14 protein-coding genes are annotated in these 20,619 nt (G+C 65.4%); 10 read left to right on the forward strand and 4 right to left on the reverse strand.

Annotated features, from left to right (window positions below; all coding sequences use genetic code 11):
• The first annotated feature begins 250 nt into the window (after positions 1–250).
• The 4 genes from AC0L3X_RS23715 to AC0L3X_RS23730 all read left to right on the forward strand — a co-directional run bounded on the left by AC0L3X_RS23715 (position 251) and on the right by AC0L3X_RS23730 (position 4,932).
• Positions 251–1,288: an MBL fold metallo-hydrolase gene (locus AC0L3X_RS23715; RefSeq protein WP_063979967.1), complete on the forward strand. Its 1,038-nt coding sequence runs from the start codon at positions 251–253 to the stop codon at positions 1,286–1,288.
• Positions 1,289–1,369: 81 nt separating this feature from the next.
• Positions 1,370–1,537 (forward strand): hypothetical protein, encoded by a 168-nt coding sequence (locus tag AC0L3X_RS23720; RefSeq protein WP_187387843.1) that lies wholly within the window; start codon positions 1,370–1,372, stop codon positions 1,535–1,537.
• A gap of 282 nt (positions 1,538–1,819) precedes the next feature.
• Entirely contained in the window at positions 1,820–3,028 is a 1,209-nt protein-coding gene (locus AC0L3X_RS23725) for an MFS transporter (protein WP_063979968.1), read from the forward strand.
• A gap of 188 nt (positions 3,029–3,216) precedes the next feature.
• Positions 3,217–4,932 carry an N-acyl-D-amino-acid deacylase family protein gene (locus AC0L3X_RS23730; protein ID WP_231143707.1) on the forward strand — a complete coding sequence of 572 codons (1,716 nt, stop codon included), beginning with the start codon at positions 3,217–3,219 and terminating at the stop codon, positions 4,930–4,932.
• Between the two features lie 189 nt (positions 4,933–5,121).
• On the opposite strand, the gene AC0L3X_RS23735 is transcribed toward AC0L3X_RS23730, so the two are convergent.
• On the reverse strand, positions 5,122–6,459 hold the full coding sequence (locus AC0L3X_RS23735; protein WP_063979969.1) for an MFS transporter: 1,338 nt from the start codon (positions 6,457–6,459) through the stop codon (positions 5,122–5,124).
• 146 nt (positions 6,460–6,605) lie between these two features.
• Here AC0L3X_RS23735 and AC0L3X_RS23740 point away from each other — a divergent pair, with 146 nt between their 5' ends.
• From AC0L3X_RS23740 to AC0L3X_RS23755, 4 genes are read left to right on the forward strand one after another with little or no spacing between them, the layout of a single operon-like run.
• On the forward strand, positions 6,606–7,259 hold the full coding sequence (locus AC0L3X_RS23740; RefSeq protein WP_473316848.1) for an ABC transporter ATP-binding protein: 654 nt from the start codon (positions 6,606–6,608) through the stop codon (positions 7,257–7,259).
• On the forward strand, positions 7,256–9,718 hold the full coding sequence (locus tag AC0L3X_RS23745) for an FtsX-like permease family protein (protein WP_063979970.1): 2,463 nt from the start codon (positions 7,256–7,258) through the stop codon (positions 9,716–9,718). The genes AC0L3X_RS23740 and AC0L3X_RS23745 overlap by 4 nt, the downstream gene beginning before the upstream one ends.
• Positions 9,708–10,790: a lipocalin-like domain-containing protein gene (locus AC0L3X_RS23750; protein WP_063979971.1), complete on the forward strand. Its 1,083-nt coding sequence runs from the start codon at positions 9,708–9,710 to the stop codon at positions 10,788–10,790. The genes AC0L3X_RS23745 and AC0L3X_RS23750 overlap by 11 nt, the downstream gene beginning before the upstream one ends.
• Positions 10,791–10,817: 27 nt before the next feature.
• On the forward strand, positions 10,818–11,204 hold the full coding sequence (locus AC0L3X_RS23755) for an MAPEG family protein (RefSeq protein WP_063979972.1): 387 nt from the start codon (positions 10,818–10,820) through the stop codon (positions 11,202–11,204).
• 158 nt (positions 11,205–11,362) lie between these two features.
• On the opposite strand, the gene AC0L3X_RS23760 is transcribed toward AC0L3X_RS23755, so the two are convergent.
• The 3 genes from AC0L3X_RS23760 to AC0L3X_RS23770 all read right to left on the reverse strand — a co-directional run bounded on the left by AC0L3X_RS23760 (position 11,363) and on the right by AC0L3X_RS23770 (position 17,227).
• Positions 11,363–12,556: an ABC transporter substrate-binding protein gene (locus AC0L3X_RS23760; RefSeq protein WP_063979973.1), complete on the reverse strand. Its 1,194-nt coding sequence runs from the start codon at positions 12,554–12,556 to the stop codon at positions 11,363–11,365.
• Between the two features lie 292 nt (positions 12,557–12,848).
• Entirely contained in the window at positions 12,849–16,019 is a 3,171-nt protein-coding gene (locus AC0L3X_RS23765; RefSeq protein WP_063979974.1) for an efflux RND transporter permease subunit, read from the reverse strand.
• Positions 16,016–17,227: an efflux RND transporter periplasmic adaptor subunit gene (locus tag AC0L3X_RS23770; protein WP_063979975.1), complete on the reverse strand. Its 1,212-nt coding sequence runs from the start codon at positions 17,225–17,227 to the stop codon at positions 16,016–16,018. Before AC0L3X_RS23770 ends, AC0L3X_RS23765 begins: the two co-directional genes overlap by 4 nt.
• 338 nt (positions 17,228–17,565) lie before the next feature.
• On the opposite strand from AC0L3X_RS23770, the gene AC0L3X_RS23775 reads away from it, so the two are divergent.
• Together AC0L3X_RS23775 and AC0L3X_RS23780 are read left to right on the forward strand one after the other, a co-directional pair.
• A complete protein-coding gene (locus tag AC0L3X_RS23775) occupies positions 17,566–18,720 on the forward strand; it encodes an iron-containing alcohol dehydrogenase (protein WP_063979976.1) in 1,155 nt (384 codons plus the stop codon).
• Positions 18,721–18,738: 18 nt separating this feature from the next.
• Positions 18,739–20,289, forward strand: a complete 1,551-nt coding sequence (locus AC0L3X_RS23780) for an AMP-binding protein (RefSeq protein WP_063979977.1) — start codon at positions 18,739–18,741, stop codon at positions 20,287–20,289.
• The last annotated feature ends 330 nt before the right edge of the window (positions 20,290–20,619 follow it).

Below are 20,619 nucleotides of genomic sequence, written 5' to 3' on the forward strand. Positions count from 1 at the left end.
CGGGGGCGGGGGGTTAGCCTTGGGGCCGGGGCGCTGCCCTTCCCCCGCGGGGTTTGCTTTACGGCGCGCGCGGGGGGGGGGGGGGGCCATGACAGCGGTGGTGGGGCAAGGACCTACGGCAAAACCGCCCCCCACCCCATCACGCAGAATAATAATTTTCTAAATTTCACTCTCTATACAGTGAATTGCTTCTCTTTCCAGCCTCTGGCGTAGTAGAATCCTCGAAACCAGTTCCACGCCGGGTCTTGCCATGATCTTTCGCCAGCTCTTCGACAGCGTTTCGGGCACCTACAGCTATGTCCTCGCCAGCCGCCCCGGCGGCGAGGCGTTGATCCTCGATCCCGTGCTTGAGAAGGTCGATCGCTACTGCCGGCTGCTGCGCGAGCTCGACCTCAAGCTGGTGAAAGCCGTCGACACCCATCTGCATGCCGATCACGTCACCGGCCTCGGCGAACTGCGCGACCGCACCCATTGCATGACCGTGATGGGCGACCAGACCAAGGCCGACGTTGTGGCGATGCGGGTCGCCGACGGCGACAAGGTGACGATCGAGGGCCTGTCGCTCGACGTGATGTATACGCCCGGCCACACCGACGATTCCTACTCCTATCTGATGGGCGACCGCGTCTTCACCGGCGACACGCTTCTGATCCGCGGCACCGGCCGCACCGATTTTCAGAACGGCTCGTCGCGCGCGCAATACGATTCGATCTTCAATCGCCTGCTCAAGCTGCCGGACGAGACGATGGTGTTCCCGGCGCATGACTACAAGGGCGACACCGTCTCCACCATCGGCGAGGAGAAGCGCTACAATCCGCGGCTCCAGGTGCGTTCGGTCGACGAATATATCGAGTTGATGGCGAACCTGAAGCTGCCCAATCCGAAGATGATGGACGTCGCGGTGCCCGCCAACATGCATGTCGGCCTGCATCAGGAGGAGCTGGAGAAAGAGGGCCGCGCGGTCAGCGCCGTCGAGGCGATCCGCTCGCTTGGCCGTCCCGATATCCTGCTGGTCGATCTGCGCGAGACCAATGAGCGGATGAAGCACGGCATGCTCGAAGGCGCGCTGCATACGCCCTACCCGTCCGTTGAAGACAGCCTGAAGCCCGGCGGCATGCTGCGCGAGGTCGCGGCCGCCACCGGCCGCCGCGTCGTGTTCTTCTGCGCCTTCGGCGAACGCTCGGCGATGGCTGTCGCCGCCGCCAAGGAAGCCGGCCTTTCCAACACTGCCCACATCGCCGGCGGCATCGATGCCTGGAAGAAGGCGGGCGGGCCTGTGGTGCACTGACGCCCCCTTCTTGCGGTAAGTCAGGAACCGCACATATTTTTGGGGTAGAAGCGGATGACGCATCACCATCCGGGATCACCCATGGCCAAGACCGCCAAGCCGCGCAAGCCGCCCAAAGTCGTTGATAACAAGCAAGCGGACGACAGGGCGAAGAAGCCCTCGCCTCCGCTCGACGACGACGATTACGACGACGGCGACATCGCGACGCCGAAACGCGACCGCTACGGTTCGGATGACGAGCCGTTGTGAGGGCGGCCGCGGATTTTGATCGCGTGCTAGCGCTGCCCACACCCCGCTGTCGTCCCTGCGAACGCAGGGACCCATACCGCGTGATATCTCGACTGTGACAGGTCACAGTACAGAGCAGCGATCCTCCGCCAAACTGCTCCCTGGGTTATGGGTGCGTGGAGGCGCCCTAACGCCCCTCACTTCCCCCACCCGCGCTACCTGCCATGCGCCCGCGTTCATGGACAAATAACGGCTCTGCCCGATAGTTTGCGCGTCCGCTTAAGGACGTGAAACGGAACTGCAATGGTCGACGTTCTCGCCGCACCGCAACAAGGCAAGGCGGACAGCGCGCTGCGCACGCTGACCGGGATTTCGATCGCGCATTGGGTCAGCCATTTCCATCTGCTGGTCCTGCCGATGCTGTTTCCGTTCCTGAAGAGCCAGCTCGGCGTCGGCTATATCGAGCTCGGCTTCGCGCTCACCGTCTCGGCGGTCGTATCCGGCCTGACGCAGGCGCCGACCGGCTATCTCGTCGACCATTTTGGCGCGCGCAAGATCCTGCTGGGCGGGCTCGCGCTCGGCGGCTTCACGCTGATCCTGCTCGGCCTGCACCTCAGCTATGCCTCGCTGATTGCCTGCGCGGTACTGCTGGGTCTTGCCAACAGCGTCTACCACCCCGCTGACTACGCCATCCTGGCCGAGCATATGGATGAGGCGCGGATGGGCCGTGCCTTCTCGGTCCACACCTTTGCCGGCTATCTCGGCGGCGCCGTGGCGCCGGCGATCGTCGCGGCGCTCGTCACCGTCTCCGGCGGCACGGGTGCGCTGATCGCGTCGGGCGCGATCGCCGTGCTGGTGGCCCTGCTGCTGATCGTCATGAACATTCCCGATGCCGGCGCGCACAAGACCAAGCCGGGCAACGCGAACCTGCCCAAGCAGGCCGTCATCACGCCGGCGCTGATCACGCTCACCGCGCTGTTCATGCTGCTCAGCCTGTCGGTCGCCGGCATCAACAATTTCGGCGTGGTGGCGCTGATGAGCGGCTACGGCGCGTCCTACTCCGCCGCCAACGTCGCGCTGACGGCGTTTCTCGGCTCCAGCGCTGTGGGCGTGCTCGCGGGCGGCTTCCTCGCTGATTACACCGAGCGCCATGGCTATGTCGCAGCCGCCTGCTTTGCCGCAAATGCGCTGATCGTGCTGCTGATCGCGCTGGTGACACTGCCGGGCTGGGCTTTGACCGTCACGATGGCGACTGCGGGCTTCCTCTCCGGCGTGATCGCGCCGTCGCGGGACATGCTAGTGCGCAACGCCGCGCCTCCTGGCGCCGCGGGTCGCGCCTTCGGCATCGTCTCCACCGGCTTTAATCTCGGCGGCATCGTCAGCCCGCTGCTGTTCGGCTGGATCATGGACCAGAGCGCGCCGCACTGGGTGTTCGGGGCGTCCGTGATCTTCATGGTCGCAACCGTGGTGCTGTCGCCGTTCACGGAGCGGAAGCCGCAAGCCAAGGCTTAAGCCACAAATTCAACTGTCGTCCCTGTGAACGCAGAGACCCATAACCCCAGGGAGACATTGCGGCAAGAGACTGGTCACTCCGAGTCTTCGCAACACTGCTCCCTGTGGTTATGGATCCCGGATCTGCGCTTCGCTTGTCCGGGACGACGAATAGAAAAACGTAAAACAACAAAACGGGAAGAAACATCATGAGCACCCCTGATCTCGTGATCCGCGGCGGCACCGTCGCGGATGGAAGCGGCGGCGAATTGTTCGAGGCGGATGTCGCCATCACTGCCGGCAAGATCACCGAGGTCGGGAAGATCTCCGCGAAGGGACAGGAAGAGATCGACGCGCGCGGCAAGCTCGTCACGCCGGGCTTCGTCGACGTGCACACTCATTATGACGGCCAGGTCACCTGGAGCCAGGACATCACGCCGTCGTCGCAGAACGGCGTCACCACCGCGATCATGGGCAATTGCGGTGTCGGCTTCGCGCCGTGCAAGCCCGCCGACCACACCCGTCTGATCCAGCTCATGGAGGGGGTCGAGGATATTCCCGAGCCGGTGCTGAGCGCCGGCATTCCCTGGGCGTGGGAGAGCTTTCCGGACTACATGAACTGGCTGTCGAAGCGCGATTTCGACATCGATGTCGGCGCGCAGCTGCCGCATGCCGCGCTGCGCGTCTACGTCATGGGCGAACGCGGCGCGCGCCGCGATCCCTCAACGGCCGAGGACAATGCGGCGATGGCGAAGCTCGCGGGCGAGGCGGTGCGCTCGGGCGCGCTGGGCTTCTCGACCTCGCGCACGCTCAACCACCGCACCTCGACCGGCGATTTCACGCCGACGCTCAAGGCCGGCGAGGACGAGCTCACCGCGATTGCCGGCGCGATGCACAGCCAGGGCCGCAGCGTGCTGCAATTCGTGCTCGACCTCTCCACCCTCCACGAGGATCTGCCGATGATGCTGCGGGTGGCGGATGCCACCAAATGCCCGATCTCGTTCTCGATCACGCAGAACGACAAGGCGCCAAACCGCTGGCGCCAGACGCTGGACGAGATCAATGCGGCCGCACAACGCGGCCTTTCCATCACCGCGCAGATCGCGGCGCGCCCGGTCGGCCTGCTGCTTGGGCTGGAGCTGTCGCGCAATCCATTTCAGACCCATCCGAGCTACAAGGCGATCGCGCATCTGCCGCTCAGGGAGCGCCTGGCGCGGCTGCATCAGCCGGACGTACGCAACGCGATCCTGAGCGAGACGGCGACCGCGACCGACGATCCGCTGTTCTTCCGGCCCAACTACGACAAGATGTTCCTGCTCGGCGATCCCCCCGATTACGAGCAGCCGCCGGAGAACGCGCTGGGCCCGCAGGCGCGCAAGCAGGGCCGCCAGCCGGAAGAGCTCGCCTACGATGCGATGCTGTCGGATGAGGGCAAGGGCATGCTCTACGTGCCCTTCCTCAACTATGCCGACGGCAATCTCGACGCGACACGCGAGATGCTGATCGATCCGCAATCGGTGCCGGGCCTCTCCGACGGCGGCGCGCATTGCGGCATCATCTGCGACGCGAGCTTCCCGACCTATCTGCTGACGCACTGGACCCGCGACCGCACGCGCGGCGAGAAGCTTACGATCCCCTTCGTGGTCGCCGCGCAGTCACGCAAGACCGCGCTCTCGGTCGGCCTCACCGATCGCGGGCTCATTGCTCCCGGCTATAAGGCCGATGTCAATGTGATCGACTACGACCGGCTGCATCTGCATCCGCCGAAGGTGCATTACGATCTGCCGGTCGGCGGGCGGCGACTGTTGCAGGATGTCGACGGCTATGACGCGACGATCGTGTCGGGCGTGGTGACGCGGCGGCACGGTGAGGCCACCGGCAGGCGACCGGGGAAGTTGATCCGGGGTGCGCAGGGGGTGAATTAAGCGAGCTTGCCGCTTACCCTCCCCTGGAGGGGGAGGGTCGCTACGCATGTAGCGAAGCGGAATGTGTAGCGGGGTGGGGTGACAGTCTCTCCACATCCAATAGTGCCCGAGCGGAGGGATCACCCCACCCCGCTCGCGCTGCGCGCGATCGACCCTCCCCCTCCAGGGGAGGGTAAGAAAGCGCGCCCCTTACGTCGGCGACACCGCGCCCTTCAGCGCCGCGGCCTGCGGGGCCGCACCGCGGGTCAGCCTGGCCTTTTCCGTGTTCGGCCAGAGCAGCATCAGACCGATGACGCCGGAGCCGACCATGACCACCGCGTTGATGGTGAAGCCGGTCAGGTAGCCGTCAACCATGTTGCCGGCGCGCTGGATCACGGTGCCCATCACGTTCGGCGCGATGATGCCCGACAGCGTGTACAGCGCGCCGTAGATCGCGATGACCGCGCCGCGCTGCGAGGCCGGGGTGAACTCGCCGAGCATCGGCGGGCAGACGACGTAGATCGCCCCGCACAAGCCGGAGCCGACGACGAGCAGCGCGATCTGCAGGCCAGCACCCTGCACATGCGCCATCATCGCCAGGATCAGGCCGCCGATGATCAGCGGCACCGAGCCGAGCACGCCGCGCGAGATGCGCGTCGTGTAGCCGCGCGCCATCATCACCTGCGAGACCCACCCCGTGAGGATGACGACGGTCGCGCCGAACACCCAGGGCAGGATCGAGACGTAGCCGGCCTGGCTCTGCGAGAAGCCCAGGCCCTTGACGATGAAGGGCGTGAACCAGGTGAGGCCGAGCGACAGCGCCCAATAGGCCCCGAAGGTCGCGATCACGCAGCCGAGGAAGGTGCGCGAGGTCAGCAGCTGCACATAAGGGATTTTCGGCTCGGTGACGGCGAGAACCTGCGTATCCTCGAGCGGGCCTTCCTTGCCGAACGTCAGCCAGGCGCAGACCCAGAGCAGGCCGACGACGCCAAGCGCGCCGAAGGCGTAGTGCCAGGAGTGATTGACGATGACCCAGTTCAACGCCGGCACGGCCAGGATGACGCCGAAGGCCGAGCCTTGCGACAGGATCGCGGTCGGCAACGTGCGCTTCTCGTCGGGGAACCATTTGTAGATGGCGTGGGCTGCGACCGAGAAGGCAGGTCCTTCGCCAGCGCCCAGCACGATGCGGCAGATCAGGAGCGTGGTGAACGAGACGGTGCCCACCATCGGGAACTGCGCCAGCGCCCAGATCACCGCCAGCGTCAGCAGCACCCAGCGCGTCGGCACCTTGTTGACGATGAAGCCGACCACGATGGCCGAGATCGAGAACAGGAAGAAGAACGAGGAGCCGAGCAGGCCGAATTGCTCGGCATCGAGCTTCAGGTCGGTCATGATCGGCACGCCGGCGAGACCGACGACGATCTTGTCCGCGAAGTTCACCACCATGAAGAGAAAGAGGAGAAAAGTGACGGTCCAGGCGCCCTTCGGCGTTGCCTTGGTTTCCCCTGCCGTCCTGCCCGCAACGTCGGGCGTTCCCTGAGCGCTCATCAATCTCCCCGTATGTCTTTTTGTCGGCACGTTTTTGATTTGGCCGTTTTGGGAGCTAACAACGGCTTCAAGGCCAACGCAACCCCGGCATTTCCACGGCAAGTGTGCTACGCAGCATTGAGTTAATTCCGTCCGGCGCATTGACCTTGCTGAGCATCCGAAACCTCTCAAAGACCTTCTCCTCGGCCGGCGAGCCGGTCCATGTGCTGCGTGGCGTCGACCTCGACCTCAAGGCCGGCGAGCGCGTCGCGCTGACCGGCGAGTCCGGCAGCGGCAAGAGCACGCTGTTGCACTTGATCGCGGGTCTGGATGCCGCCGACGACGGCACAATTCGCATGGAGGACACCGAGGTCACCAAGCTCTCGGACGCGGGCCGGGCCGAGCTGCGGCGCGACCGGATCGGCCTGGTTTTTCAGCAGTACAATCTGATCCCGAGCCTGTCGGTCGCCGACAATCTCGCCTTCCAGGCGCGGATCGCCGGCCGTCACGATGCGGCATGGTCAAAGGAGCTGATCGAGCGGCTCGGGCTCGGCAATCTGCTCAAGCGTTATCCAGAGCAATTATCAGGCGGCCAGCAGCAGCGGGTCGCGATCGGCCGGGCGCTGGCGACAAAGCCCTCACTGCTGCTCGCGGACGAGCCGACCGGCAATCTCGACGAGGATACCGCCGACGACGTGCTGGCGCTGACGCGCGATCTCGTCACCCGCACCGGCTGCGGCTTCCTGATGGTGACACACAGCCTGCATCTCGCCGGCACGCTTGACCGCCACGTCACCTTGCATGCGGGGCGGATCGCATGAGGCGCGCGCTGTGGGTCCTCGCGGTGCTGCTGAGCCACTGGCGACGGCACAAGATGCAGTTCGCGACGCTCCTGATCGGGCTGATCGCGGCGACCGCACTGTGGAGCGGCGTGCAGGCGATCAACCAGCAGGCCCGCAATGCCTATGACCGCGCGGCGGCGACGTTCGGCGGCGTGCGCACGGCGATGCTGGTGGCGCCTGATGCCGCGACCTTCTCGCAAGAGCTGTTCATAAAACTTCGCCGCGCGGGCTGGCCGGTCTCGCCGGTGCTGGAAGGCCGCGTCCAGGTCAACGGGCGCTCGGTGCGGCTGCTCGGCATCGAGCCGGTCACGATGCCGGCCGACGTCGGCAATGCGCCACGCCTCGGCGCCTCGGATTTGAGCAGTTTTGTTGCGCCGCCCGGCCAGACATTGGTGGCGCGGGAGACGCTGAGCGATCTGCAGGAACAGGAAGGCGCGGCACCGCCGATCAGCAACGGCGCAAAATTGCCGCCGCTGCGCGTGCTGCCGCAGCTCGTGTCCGGCGTACTCGTCGTCGACATCGGCGTCGCGCAGCGGCTCCTGAACAAGCCGGGCCAGGTGTCGTGGCTTTTGATCGGCAAGCCGAGGGGCAAGCCGGCGCCGCTGGCCAGTATCGTCGGCGAGAAGTTGCAGCGGGTCGAGCCGAATGCGGAGACGGAGCTGGAGCGCCTCACCGACAGCTTTCATCTCAACCTGACCGCCTTCGGCCTGCTGTCGTTCTTCGTCGGCCTCTTCATCGTCAACTCCGCCGTCGGCCTCGCCTTCGAGCAGCGGCTGCCGATGCTGCGCACGTTGCGGGCCTGCGGTGCCTCGGCGCGGCTGGTCAACACGGTGCTGGTGGTCGAGCTGGTGGCGCTGGCGCTGGTCGCAGGATTGATCGGGCTCGTCTGCGGCTATTTCATCGCGGCTGCGCTGTTGCCCGACGTCGCGGCGTCGCTGCGCGGGCTGTATGGCGCGCAGATCCCGGGACAGCTCACACTGCGCTCCGAATGGTGGCTCGCCGGTATCGGCATCAGCATCGCGGGTGCACTCGTGGCCGCCGCGACCAGCCTGATCAAGGCGGTCAGGATGCCGGTGCTGGCGACTGCGCAGCCGTACGCCTGGCAGCAGCGGCAGCGCCGCTGGCTGATCCTGCAGAGCGGCGCGGCCTGCGCCGTGTTTGCGGTCGCGCTGTTGCTGCTGCACTACGGGCAATCGCTGATTGCGGGATTCGGCGTGCTGGCCGCATTGATGTTCGGCGCGGCGCTGATCCTGCCGGCATTCCTCGAGATCATCCTGCTCGTGGGCCAGCGCTGGGCGAAGGGGCCGCTGGCCCTGTGGTTCTGGGCGGACAGCCGGCAACAGCTCTCCGGCTTGTCGCTGGCCCTGATGGCGCTGCTGCTCGCGCTGGCCGTCAATGTCGGGGTGTCCACCATGGTGGAGACCTTCAGCCGCACCTTCGTCGGCTGGCTCAACGGGCGGCTTGCCGCCGACGTCTACATCAGCGCCTCCGACAATGCGCAAGGCGTCGCGATCCGGAGCTGGCTGAAGGAGCGCAGCGACGTGCAGGCGATCCTGTCGGGCGGACGCGCCGATACGCAGGTTCAGGGGCAGCCGGTCGAGCTGCTCGGCCTGCCCGATCATGCGCTCTATCGCGAACGTTGGCCACTGCTGGAGACCGCGCCGCGCGCCTGGACCCAGCTCGTGCCCGGCAATGCCGCCTTCATCAGCGAGCAGCTGAGCCGCCGCCTCAACGTCCGCGTCGGCGATGTCATCGAGGTGCCGGCGCCCGGCGGCACCTGGGAGCTCGACATCGCCGGCATCTATGCCGATTACGGCAACCCCAAGGGGCAGCTCGCCGTCAACGTCGCGGCGCTGATCCGGCACTTCCCGCAGACGCCGCAGACGCGGATCGGCCTGATCGTCGCGAAGGAAAATATCCCCGGCCTGATCGCGGCGTTGCAGAAGCAATTCGCGCTCGACGACCGCAGCGTCGCGGATCAGGCAACAGTGAAGGCGGAATCGATCCGGATCTTCAACCGCACCTTTGCGGTGACGTCGGCGCTGAATGCCTTCACGCTCGGCGTGGCCGGCATTGCGCTCTTGACCAGCCTGCTGACACTGGCGAATTCCCGCCTGCCGCAGCTCGCGCCGCTGTGGGCGATCGGCATCACCCGGCCGCGCCTTGCCGCGATCGAACTGACCAAGACATTGTCGGTTGCGCTGTTCACCTCCCTGCTGGCCGTGCCGCTCGGATTGCTGGTGGCTTGGTGTCTGATCGCGATCGTCAATGTGAAGGCGTTCGGCTGGCGGCTGCCGTTCCACGTGTTTCCGCTGCAGCTGGTGGAGCTGGTCGCGGTCGCGCTGATCGCTTCGCTGCTTGCCGCGCTGCTGCCGATGATACGACTGGCGCGGATGCAGCCGGCGAGCCTCGTCAAGGTGTTTGCCAATGAGCGCTGACAAGATTTCGCGGCGCGCCTTCGCCGGCGGCATCGCCGCCCTCGCGGCGGCCCGCCGTGCTGGCGCGCAAGGCTATGCCGGGCTCGGCGAGACCGCCGACGGCTTTGCGAAGGTGACGCCGGGAAAGACGTTCAGCTTCCCGGCCGATCACGGCCCGCATCCGGAGTTTCGCATCGAATGGTGGTATCTCACCGCGAACCTCGTCGATAGCAGCGGAGCGGCTTGCGGCCTGCAATTTACGCTGTTCCGCCAGGCGGCGCGGCCAGGGCCGCAAGGAGAGGGCTGGGCCAATCAGCAGATCTGGATGGCGCATGCGGCGGTGACGCGCGCCGACACCCACCGCTTCAACGAGGTGTTTTCGCGCGGCGGCATTGGACAGGCCGGCGTCACTGCAAAGCCATTTGCGGCGTGGATCGACGATTGGGAGATGAAAGAATCCGAGCGCACCGACGATCGCACGTTGGCGCCGCTGACGCTGAAGGCTTCGGGCACCGACTTCAGTTATTCGGTCACACTGGAGGCCGATCGTCCCGTGGTGCTGCAGGGCGATCACGGCTACAGCCGCAAGTCCGAACGCGGGCAGGCGTCCTACTATTACAGCCAGCCGTTCTACCGCGCCCGCGGCAGCCTCACGATCGACGACAAATCCGTCGATGTCTCGGGCCAGGCCTGGATGGACCGCGAGTGGAGCAGCCAGCCGCTCGATGCCGACCAGACCGGCTGGGACTGGCTGTCGCTACATCTCGCATCCGGCGACAAGCTGATGCTGTACCGGCTGCGCCAGAAGGACGGCAAGGACTATCCGTTCGGCAACTGGATCAGCGCCGCGGGTGACACACAGATGATTTCGGGTGACGATATCCAGATGAGTCCGAAAGCGACCGCCGAGATCGCGGGGCGCAAGTTGCCGGTGGAATGGCAGATCGCGATCCCCTCACGATCATTCTCGATTGGCTGCAGGCCGCTTAACCCAAAAGCCTGGATGGGGACCGGCTTCTCCTATTGGGAAGGGCCGATCAGCTTTGCCGGCACGCATGACGGCGTTGGCTATCTCGAGCTGACCGGCTATTGAAGCGCGACCTCCTCAAAAGGATCTGCGATGTATCATCTCACCGCCCTCGTCACGCTGCTGGCGATCGCATTTTACATGTTCACCTGCATCAACGTCTCGCGCGCGCGCACCAAGACCGGGGTCAAGGTGCCGGCGATGTCGGGCCATCCGGATTTCGAGCGCGCCTTCCGCATCCAGGCGAACACGCTGGAATGGATGCCGGTCTTCCTGCCGGCGCTCTGGCTGTTCGCGATCTATATCGGCGACGCTATTGCAGCGGGAATCGGCGCGGTCTGGATCATCGGCCGCATCGTCTACTTCATCGGTTATTCGCAGGCGGCGGCAAAGCGCGGCCCGGGCTTTGCGATCCAGGGCATTGCGGCGATTGCGCTGTGGGCGGGGGCATTGGGGGCGGTGGTGTTGCGGATGGTGTGAGGCGCGGCATCACGCGCGCCCGTCTCCAGGGCGCGGTGCAGCGTGTAACGCCGCGCCGCTGAACCGGGACCCAATCTGGTCTCGCCCCATGGAGAAATGTGGGTTCCGGCTCTGCGCAGCAGCGTTTCACGCTGCAGCGCGTCCGGGACACGAGAGCCTCACTTCGTCAGCGGGCAGCCGCTGTCCTTGGCGGCGAAGAACGCCTTGTCGCCGGGGACGGTTGCGAGCAGCTTGTAATAGTCCCACGGCTTCTTCGATTCCGACGGCTTCTTGACCTCGAACAGATACATGTCGTGGACCATGCGGCCGTTCTCGAGCACCTTGCCGCCCTGCGCAAAGTCGTCGTCGACCGGCAGCTCCTTCAGCTTCTTGGCGACCGCGTCGGGGTCCTTGGTGCCGGCGGCCTTGACCGCCTTGAGATAGCTCAGCGTCGCCGAATAGGTGCCGGCCTGAATCATGTTCGGCATCCGGCTGGTGCGCTTGAAGAAGCGTTCGCCGAAATGGCGGGTGCGGTCGTTGAGGTCCCAGTAATAGCCCTCGGTCAGCACCAGGCCTTGCGCGGCCTGCAGGCCGAGACCGTTCACCTCGGCGAGCGTCATCAGGAGGCCGGCGAGCTTCTGACCGCCGGAGACGATGCCGAACTCGGCGGCCTGCTTGATCGAGTTGGTGGTGTCGAGGCCGGCATTGGCGAGGCCGACGATCTTCGCCTTCGAGCTCTGCGCCTGGAGCAGGAAGGAGGAGAAGTCCGACGAGTTGAGCGGCACGCGGACCGAGCCGGCCACCTTGCCGCCATTGGCGGTGACGATCTCGCTGGTGTCCTTTTCCAGCGCATAGCCGAAGGCATAGTCGGCAGTGAGGAAGAACCAGGTGTCGCCGCCCGCTTTCGTCAGCGCGCCGCCGGTGCCGACGCCGAGCGCACGGGTGTCATAGGCCCAGTGGAAGCCGTAGGGCTGGCAGGCATCGCCGGTGAGGCGCGAGGTCGCGGCGCCGACGACGATGTCGATCTTCTTCTTTTCCTTGGAGAGCTCGTGGATCGCGAGCGCGACCGAGGAGGTCGTCAGCTCCGTGATCATGTCCACGTTCTCGACGTCGTACCAGCGCCGCGCGATCGACGTGGCGAGATCCGGCTTGTTCTGGTGATCGGCGGTGACCATCTCGATCTTCTGGCCAAGCACTTCACCGCCGAAATCCTCGATCGCCATCTTGGCGGCTTCGACCGAGTATTTGCCGCCGTAGTCGGCATAGACGCCGGACTGATCGTTGAGAATGCCGATCTTTACGCCTTGCGCGAAGGCCGGCGCAGCCAGCAACAGAGCAGACGTCGCGACAGCGGCCAAAAGTGCTGATTTCATATGTTGGCTCCCAGCAGTTTTCTGTTTTGAAATCGCGCGGATACTAGTGAAGAACCCCGCGCCTGCCCATCCATTTCGGCGTAGGCCGTTAGTATGGGATTCTGCGCGCCAACCACCGCTGTCGTCCCGGGGCGCGCGTAGCGCGAGCCCGGGACCCATAACCACAGGGAGAAGCTTTGCGAAGGCTCGGAGTTACCTGTCTCGCGCCGCAATTTCCCCCTGGGGGTATGGGTCCCCGCTTACGCGGGGACGACAGCGAGGGTGTGGATACGCCAGTGGCCACCCGCAACAACTAAGAAGCCACCACCTCCGGCTTCTTCCCCTCGTTCCGCCCTTCCGCCAGGTTCCGCACCACCACATAGAAGATCGGGGTGAACAGCAGGCCGAACAGGGTGACGCCGATCATGCCGAAGAACACGGCAACGCCGACCGCCTGCCGCATCTCCGAGCCGGAGCCGGACGATATCACCAGCGGCAGCACGCCGAGGATGAAGGCGAAGGAGGTCATCAGGATCGGCCGCAGGCGCAGGCGGCAGGCGTCGATCACCGCCTCCAGCCGCGGCTTGCCTTCTTTCTCGATGTCGCGCGCGAACTCGACGATCAGGATCGCGTTCTTTGCAGCTAACCCCACCAGAACGACGAATCCGATCTGGGTGAGGATGTTGACGTCCTGCCCCATGATGCGCACGCCGATCGTGGCGGCCAACAGGCACATCGGTACGATCAGGATCACCGCGAACGGCAGCGTCCAGCTGCCATATTGCGCGGCGAGCACGAGATAGACGAACAGCACGCAGATCGGGAACACGAGCAGGCCCGCATTGCCGCCGGTGACCTGCTGGTAGGAGAGATCGGTCCATTCGAAGGTGAAGCCGCTCGGCAAGATGTCGTCCGCGAGCTTCTTGATGGTGTTGAGCGCGGTGGTCGAGCTGGTGCCCGGCGCCGGCTCGCCTTGGAGCTCGGACGCAGCATAGAGATTGTAGCGCGCGACGCGGTCGGGGCCGGAGACGTCCTTGAACTCGACCACGCTGCCCAGCATCACCATGTCGCCGGAGGCGTTACGCGTGCGCAGGCGCGAGAGGTCGCTGGGCTCTTTTCGGAACGGGAAGTCAGCCTGCGCGGTGACGTGATAGGTGCGGCCGAACAGGTTGAAGTCGTTGACGTAGGTCGATCCGAAGTAGGTCTGGATCGTGTCGTTGATGCTGGCGATGGGCACGCCGAGCTTCTGCGCCTTGGTGCGGTCGATGTCGACGAAGAGCTGCGGCGTGTTGGCCGAGAACGGCGAGAAAACCGTGGGGCCGAGCAGCAACGGCGATTTGCGCGCCGCGGCGACAAGCTCGTCGGTGGCCGCGGCGAGCAGCTCAGGTCCTCGGCCCTGGCGGTCCTGGACGCGGATGGTGAAGCCGCCGCCGGTGCCGATGCCGGGCACGGCCGGCGGCGGAATCACGATGATGAAGGCGCCCTGGATTGCGGCCAGGCGCTTGCGCAGTTCGACCGTGATGGCGTTCGCAGACAATCCCTTCTTCATCCGCGCCTCGGGCTCGTCGAACACCGGGAACAGCGCCGCAGCATTGCCCGCCTGCGTGCGGGTGGCGCCCGAGAAGCCGGCGAAGGCGGCGACGCGAACGATGCCGGGCGTGTCCAGCGAGATCCGCTCGATCTCGCGCACGACTTCGGTGGTGCGCGCCAGCGACGCCGCGCCCGGCAATTGCACGGAGATGATGACGTAGCCGCGATCCTGCGCGGGAATGAAGCCCTGCGGCGTGGTCGCGATCAGCCAGCCGGCGCTGCCGATCAGCACGACATAGATCAGGATCATCACCACCGAATGGCGGATCACGAAATTGGCGAGGCCGGCATAACCATGCGAGAGCCGGTCGAACACGCGGTTGAAGACGCCGGTGAACGCATTCCAGCCACGCGCGAGGAGATTCCAGGCGGCAGGCGGTCGCTTCTCTGCGTGCGGCGTGAGGATCATCGAAGCCAGCGCCGGCGACAGCGTCAGCGAGCAGAAGCAGGAGATCGCGGTCGCCACCGCAATGGTGACGGCGAATTGCTGGAAGAACTGCCCGGAGATGCCGCCAATGAATGCGGTCGGCACGAACACGGCGCAGAGCACCAGCGCGATCGAGACCAGCGCGCCGCCGACCTCCTCCATGGTCTTCAGCGCCGCATCGCGCCGACTTAAGCCGTGCTCGAGATGGCGCTCCACATTCTCCACCACCACGATGGCGTCGTCGACCACGATGCCAACCGCAAGCACGAGGCCGAACAAGGTGAGGTTGTTGATGGAGAAGCCGAGCGCCGCCATCACCGCGAAGGTGCCGACCAGCGAGACAGGGATCGCGATGATCGGAATGATCGCGGGCCGCCAGCCTTGCAGGAACACCAGCACCACGATAACCACGAGCAGCATGGCCTCGTAGATGGTCTTGATCAGCTCGTGGACGGACTGCGCGATAAACTCGGTCGGATTGTAGCCGATATTGTAGTCGAGGCCTTTCGGAAAGCTCTCCTTGAGCTTCACCATGGTGTCGGAGATATTCTTTGCCGTCGCAAGCGCGTTCGATCCCGGCCGCTGCGTCACCAGCATGGCAACCGCCGACTTGCGCAACAGGAAGCTGTTGGTGGAGTAGGCGAGAGCACCGAGCTCGATGCGGGCGACGTCGCGCAGCCGCACCGTGCGGCCGTCGGAGCCGGCCTTGATCAGGATGTCCTCGAACTGCTTCTGGTCCTTCAGGCGCCCGGTGAAAACGAGGTTTGGCTGGAAGGCCCGGTCGGCGATCGGCGGTTCGGCGATCTGGCCGCCCGCGATCTGGACGTTCTGGGCACGGATCGCCGCCAGCACCTCGGTCGAGGTCAGGCCGAGATTGGCGATACGATCAGGGTCGAGCCAGAGCCGCATCGAATAGTCGCGTGCGCCGAAGATCTGGATATCGCCGACGCCGTCGATCCGCAGCAACTGGTCACGGACCTGGAGCAGCGCGTAATTGGAGATGTAGAGCTGGTCGAACGTATCGTCCGGCGACAGCATGAACACGACCATCAGGATGTCGGGCGAGTTCTTGCGCGTGACGACGCCGTTGCGCTGCACTTCGTCCGGCAGCTGCGGCTGTGCGATCGCGACGCGGTTCTGCACCAGCACCTGCGCCTTGTCGAGGTCGGTCCCGAGCTTGAAGGTGACGGTGATCGTCAATTGCCCGTTCGAGGTCGCCTGGCTGTAGAGATACAGCATGTCCTCGACGCCGTTGATCTGCTGCTCGATCGGAGCTGCGACGGTGTCGGACACGGTCTGCGCCGAGGCGCCCGGATATTGCGTGGTGACAACGACGGTCGGCGGCACAACTTGCGGATATTCGGAGACCGGCAGCGTCGTATAGGCGAGCGCGCCGACGATCAGCAGCACGATCGACAGCACCATCGCCAGGATGGGCTGGTTGATGGAGAGACGGCCAAGGTTCATGACTTGTCACCGGACTTGGCCGGCGCTGGCGCGGGAGACGGAGCGACCTTGGCGCCGACGCGAGCGCGCTGGATGCCGTTGACGATGACGCGGTCCTCCGCCTTCAGCCCCTCGCGGATCACGCGCAGGCCCTCATCGAGCGGACCGAGCACCACCGGGCGGGCCTCGACGGTGTCGTCCGGCTTCACGACGAACACGATCTTGCGGGACTGGTCGGTCGCGACCGCGACGTCGGGAATCAGCAGCGCCTCATAGGGCGCGCTGCCGATCAGCCGGACGCGGCCGAACTGGCCCGGCAGGATCGAGAGATCGGTGTTCTTGATCACGGCCCGGCTGCGCAGCGTGCCGGTTGAGACATCGAGGCGGTTGTCGAGGAAGTTGATGGTGCCCTCATGCGACGGCTTGGTCTCGCCGGCGAGCGTCACCTGCACCGGGTTCGCGGTGTCGCGCGAGCTCGGGCGGCGGCCTTCGAACCACAGCTTGCTGTATTTGATGAAGGTAGCTTCATCCATGTCGAAATAGACGTAGATCGGATCGAGCGCGACGATCGAGGTGAGCAGCGTCGAGGTGCCGGTATCGCTGCCCTGCACGAGATTGCCGGGGCTGACGAGATGGCGACTGACGCGGCCGGTGAGCGGCGCGGTCACATGGGTGAACTCGATATTGAGCCGGGCGGCCTTCAGCGCGCCTGCGGCCTGCGTCTCCGCGGCATGCGCCGCCTGCAGGGCCTGGCGGCGCTGGTCGACGGCCTGCTCGGAGACCGCGCTGGTCTGGACCAGGTTCAGGCCACGGTCGAGCTCGCGCTTGGCAAGCTCCACCTTGGCACGCGCGTCGGACAACTGGCCGTCCGCCTGCTCGGCCACCGCCTCGAACGGGCGCGGGTCGATGACGTAGAGCAGGTCGCCCTGATGCACGATCGCGCCGTCCTGGAACTCGACGGAGTTGACGAAGCCGCCGACACGGGGGCGCACCTGCACCTCCTCGACCGCCTCGAAGCGGCCGGTGAACTCGTCCCAATCGGTGACGGTGCGCTTGACTGGCTGGGCAACGGTCACCGGCGGGGGCGGTGGGGCGGCGGCCTGCGAGGCCGGTTGTCCGCAACCAGTGAGAGCGAACGTCGCGGCGAGGAGCCCGGCAATTGCGCAAAGTCGAGGTAGGACGAAATCGTGCGTTTTGACAAAATGCTCGTTTCGGTCCGGTCCGCTCATCCCAAGTCCCTCGCACATTTGCCGCAGCAAAAGCAGCGTACTCGCCTACCCGCGGGCGACACAAGATGGGTTTCAATGATGAAATCTTCAAGACGAAAGCGCGCGCAACGCTTGGGAGGATGCCCTAGCCGGATGACGGGTTGACAGCGAGAGAGATGATGACAAGCGGCAGCTGATGCGCGTCGGCGGAAGGTCAGCAATCAAGACGCGGCGCTCGCCACCCTCCCCGGGAGGCGGAGGGTAAGAAAGTCGCCAGCGTCTTCGCACATGACGGACACCGTCCGCTCGGCTAGATTGCTCCCAGAAAAACAAAGCCGAATTGTCCTGGGAGGACAGGCGTGCACCAGGGACGTGTCGTTTACGGCGCGATCGAGGAGGTTGTGTTCGGCCATCCCGCGGCCGAGGCCGTCGTTGCGCAGATGGATCGGCTGGGGACGCGCCGCGCCTTCCTGATGGTCTCCGGCACGCTGAACCGTCAGACCGACGAAATCGCGAAGATCAAACAGGCGCTCGGCGCGCGCTGCGCCGGCCTGTTCGACGCCATGCCGGCGCATACGCCGCGCGAGGCGGTGATCGCGGCGACCAATGCGGCGCGCGCAGTGAACGCCGACCTGATCGTCACCGTGGGCGGCGGCTCGATCACCGACGGTGCCAAGGCGGTGCAGCTCTGCCTTGCCAACGGCATCGACGACGTCGAGGGCATCGAGCGCATCCGCGTCCACAAGGGCGTCGCGCCCGAGATGACCGCCCCTAACGTGCGGCAGATCAGCGTGCCGACCACGATCGCCGGCGGCGAGTTCAGCGCGATCGCCGGCGTCACCGACCGTGGCACGCATGTGAAGCAGATGCTGCGGCATCCGCTCACGGTGCCGCGTGCGACCATCCTCGATCCCGCCATCACCGTGCACACGCCGGAATGGCTGTTTCTCTCCACCGGCATCCGCGCCGTCGACCATTGCGTCGAGGCGATCTGCTCGCGCGAGACGCACCCTTATGCCGACGCGCAGTCGGTGAAGGGGCTGGCCATGCTCGCCGACGCGCTGCCGCGGGTGAAGGCCGACCCTGCCGATCTCGACGCCCGCATGGATGCGCAGATCGGCACCTGGCTGTCGATGGGCGCGCTCGCCGCCGGCGTGCCGATGGGCGCGAGCCACGGCATCGGCTATGTCCTGGGTGCGGCCTTCGACGTGCCGCACGGCTACACCTCCTGCATCATGCTGCCCGCGGTGATGCGCTGGAATGCGCGCGACAATTCCGAGCGCCAGATGATCGTCGCCGCCGCGATGGGTTTTCCCGGCCACAACGCCGGCGACGTGCTCGACGCCTTCATCCGCTCGCTCGGCATGCCGCGCAGCCTCGCCGACGTCCGCGTCTCGCCTGAGCATTTCGACGCCATCGCCGAACAGGCGATGCGCACCAACTGGATCCCGCGCAACCCGCGCAAGATCGGCGGCCCCGCCGACATTCGCGAAATCCTGCTTCTCGCCGCATAATTTCAAGCCGGAGGACTGATGTATCCAGGTCAGCATGCTCGTCTACGCCCGCTCCAGCCCGCCTTCATCATGGCTGCAACCGGCGAGGCCGTCACCTATCGCGAACTCGATGCGCGCAGCAACCGCCTGGCGCATCTGTTCCGCAAGCACGACTTGAAGCGGCTCGACCATTATTCGATCTTCATGGAGAACAATTCGCGCTACCTCGAAGCCTGCGGCGCGGGCGAGCGCTCCGGGCTGTACTACACCTGCATCAACTCGTTCCTGACGCCGGGCGAGCTCGCCTATCTCCTCGTCAACAGCCAGTCGAAAATCCTGATCACGTCCGTTGCGAAACTCGACATCGCCCGCGAGGCGATCAAGGCCTGTCCGGACATCAAGCTCTGCATCGTCGCCGACGGCCCTGGCGAGAGCGACCGTATCGTCGGCCTCGCCGAGGTGACCGCCGACCTGCCCGAGGCTCCGATCGCCGATGAATGGCTCGGCACCGCCATGCTCTATTCATCCGGCACGACCGGACGGCCGAAAGGCATCCTGCGCCCGCTGCCGGAGGAACCGCCGAAGCACAATCTGCCGCTGTTCGATTTCCTGACAAAGCTTTGGCGCTACCGCGAGGGCATGGTCTATCTCTCGCCTGCCCCGCTCTATCACTCCGCGCCGCAAGCCGCGGTGAACCTCACGATCCGCATGGGCGGCACCGTGATCATCAAGGAGACGTTCGATCCCGAACGTTATCTCCAGCTCGTCCAGCAATGGGGTATCACCCACACCCAGCTGGTGCCGACGATGTTCTCGCGCTTGCTGAAGCTGCCGGAGGAGGTGCGCGGCCGCTACGACCTGTCGTCGCTGGAGATCGCGATCCACGCCGCAGCGCCCTGCCCGGCACTGGTCAAGGACGACATCATCAAATGGTGGGGGCCGATCATCCACGAATATTACGGCGCGACCGAAGGCCTCGGCTTCACCGCCTGCAACAGCGAGGAATGGCTTAGCCACCGCGGCACCGTCGGCAAGGTGCTGCTCGGCGACCTCCACATCCTCGACGAGAACATGAGGGCGTGCCCGACCGGCACGCCGGGCCAGGTCTGGTTCAAGACGGCATCGTCGTTCGAATATTTCAACGACCCCGAGAAGACCAGGGAGGCGCGCTCGGCCGACGGCAGCATGAGCACGGTCGGCGACGTCGGCTATGTCGACGAGGATCGTTTCCTCTATTTGACCGACCGCGCGACCTTCATGATCATCTCCGGCGGGGTGAACATCTATCCGCAGGAATGCGAGAACCTGCTCATCACCCATCCGAAGGTCGCCGATGCCGCGGTGTTCGGCGTGCCCAATCCCGATCTCGGCGAAGAGGTGAAGGCGGTGGTACAGCCGATGCCCGGCATCGTGCCGGGCGAGGCGCTCGCCGAAGAACTGATCGCCTTCTGCGGTCAATCGCTGTCGCGGCAGAAGGTGCCGCGCTCGGTCGATTTCGAAAAGGAACTGCCGCGGCTGCCGACGGGCAAACTGTACAAGCGGCTGCTGCGGGACCGATATTGGGGGAACAAGACGTCACGGATCGTGTGAGCCCCACTGTCGTCCCGGGGCGCGACGAAGTCGCGAACCCGGGACCCATAACCACCGGCGGGAGTCGTCACGCGAGCAGGTAACTCCGAGTCTTCATCAAACGACTCCCGTGGTTATGGATCCCGGATCTGCGCTTCGCTTGTCCGGGACGACGGCGGAGTTTGTTGAGGCAGCTGCCCGCAACATCTGCACAGGAACCATCCCTTCGCACCTGCACTCTCACATGAAGAGAGTGTGAACGCCTGCGGCCTTCCGTCATCCGAATTGTCGAGGCGGCGAGCGGCCTTGCCGGTTGCCTCGCTGCACGTGCGTCGCTATCGTCTGACAAAC

The organism is Bradyrhizobium sp. MI1.7 (assembly GCF_055811795.1).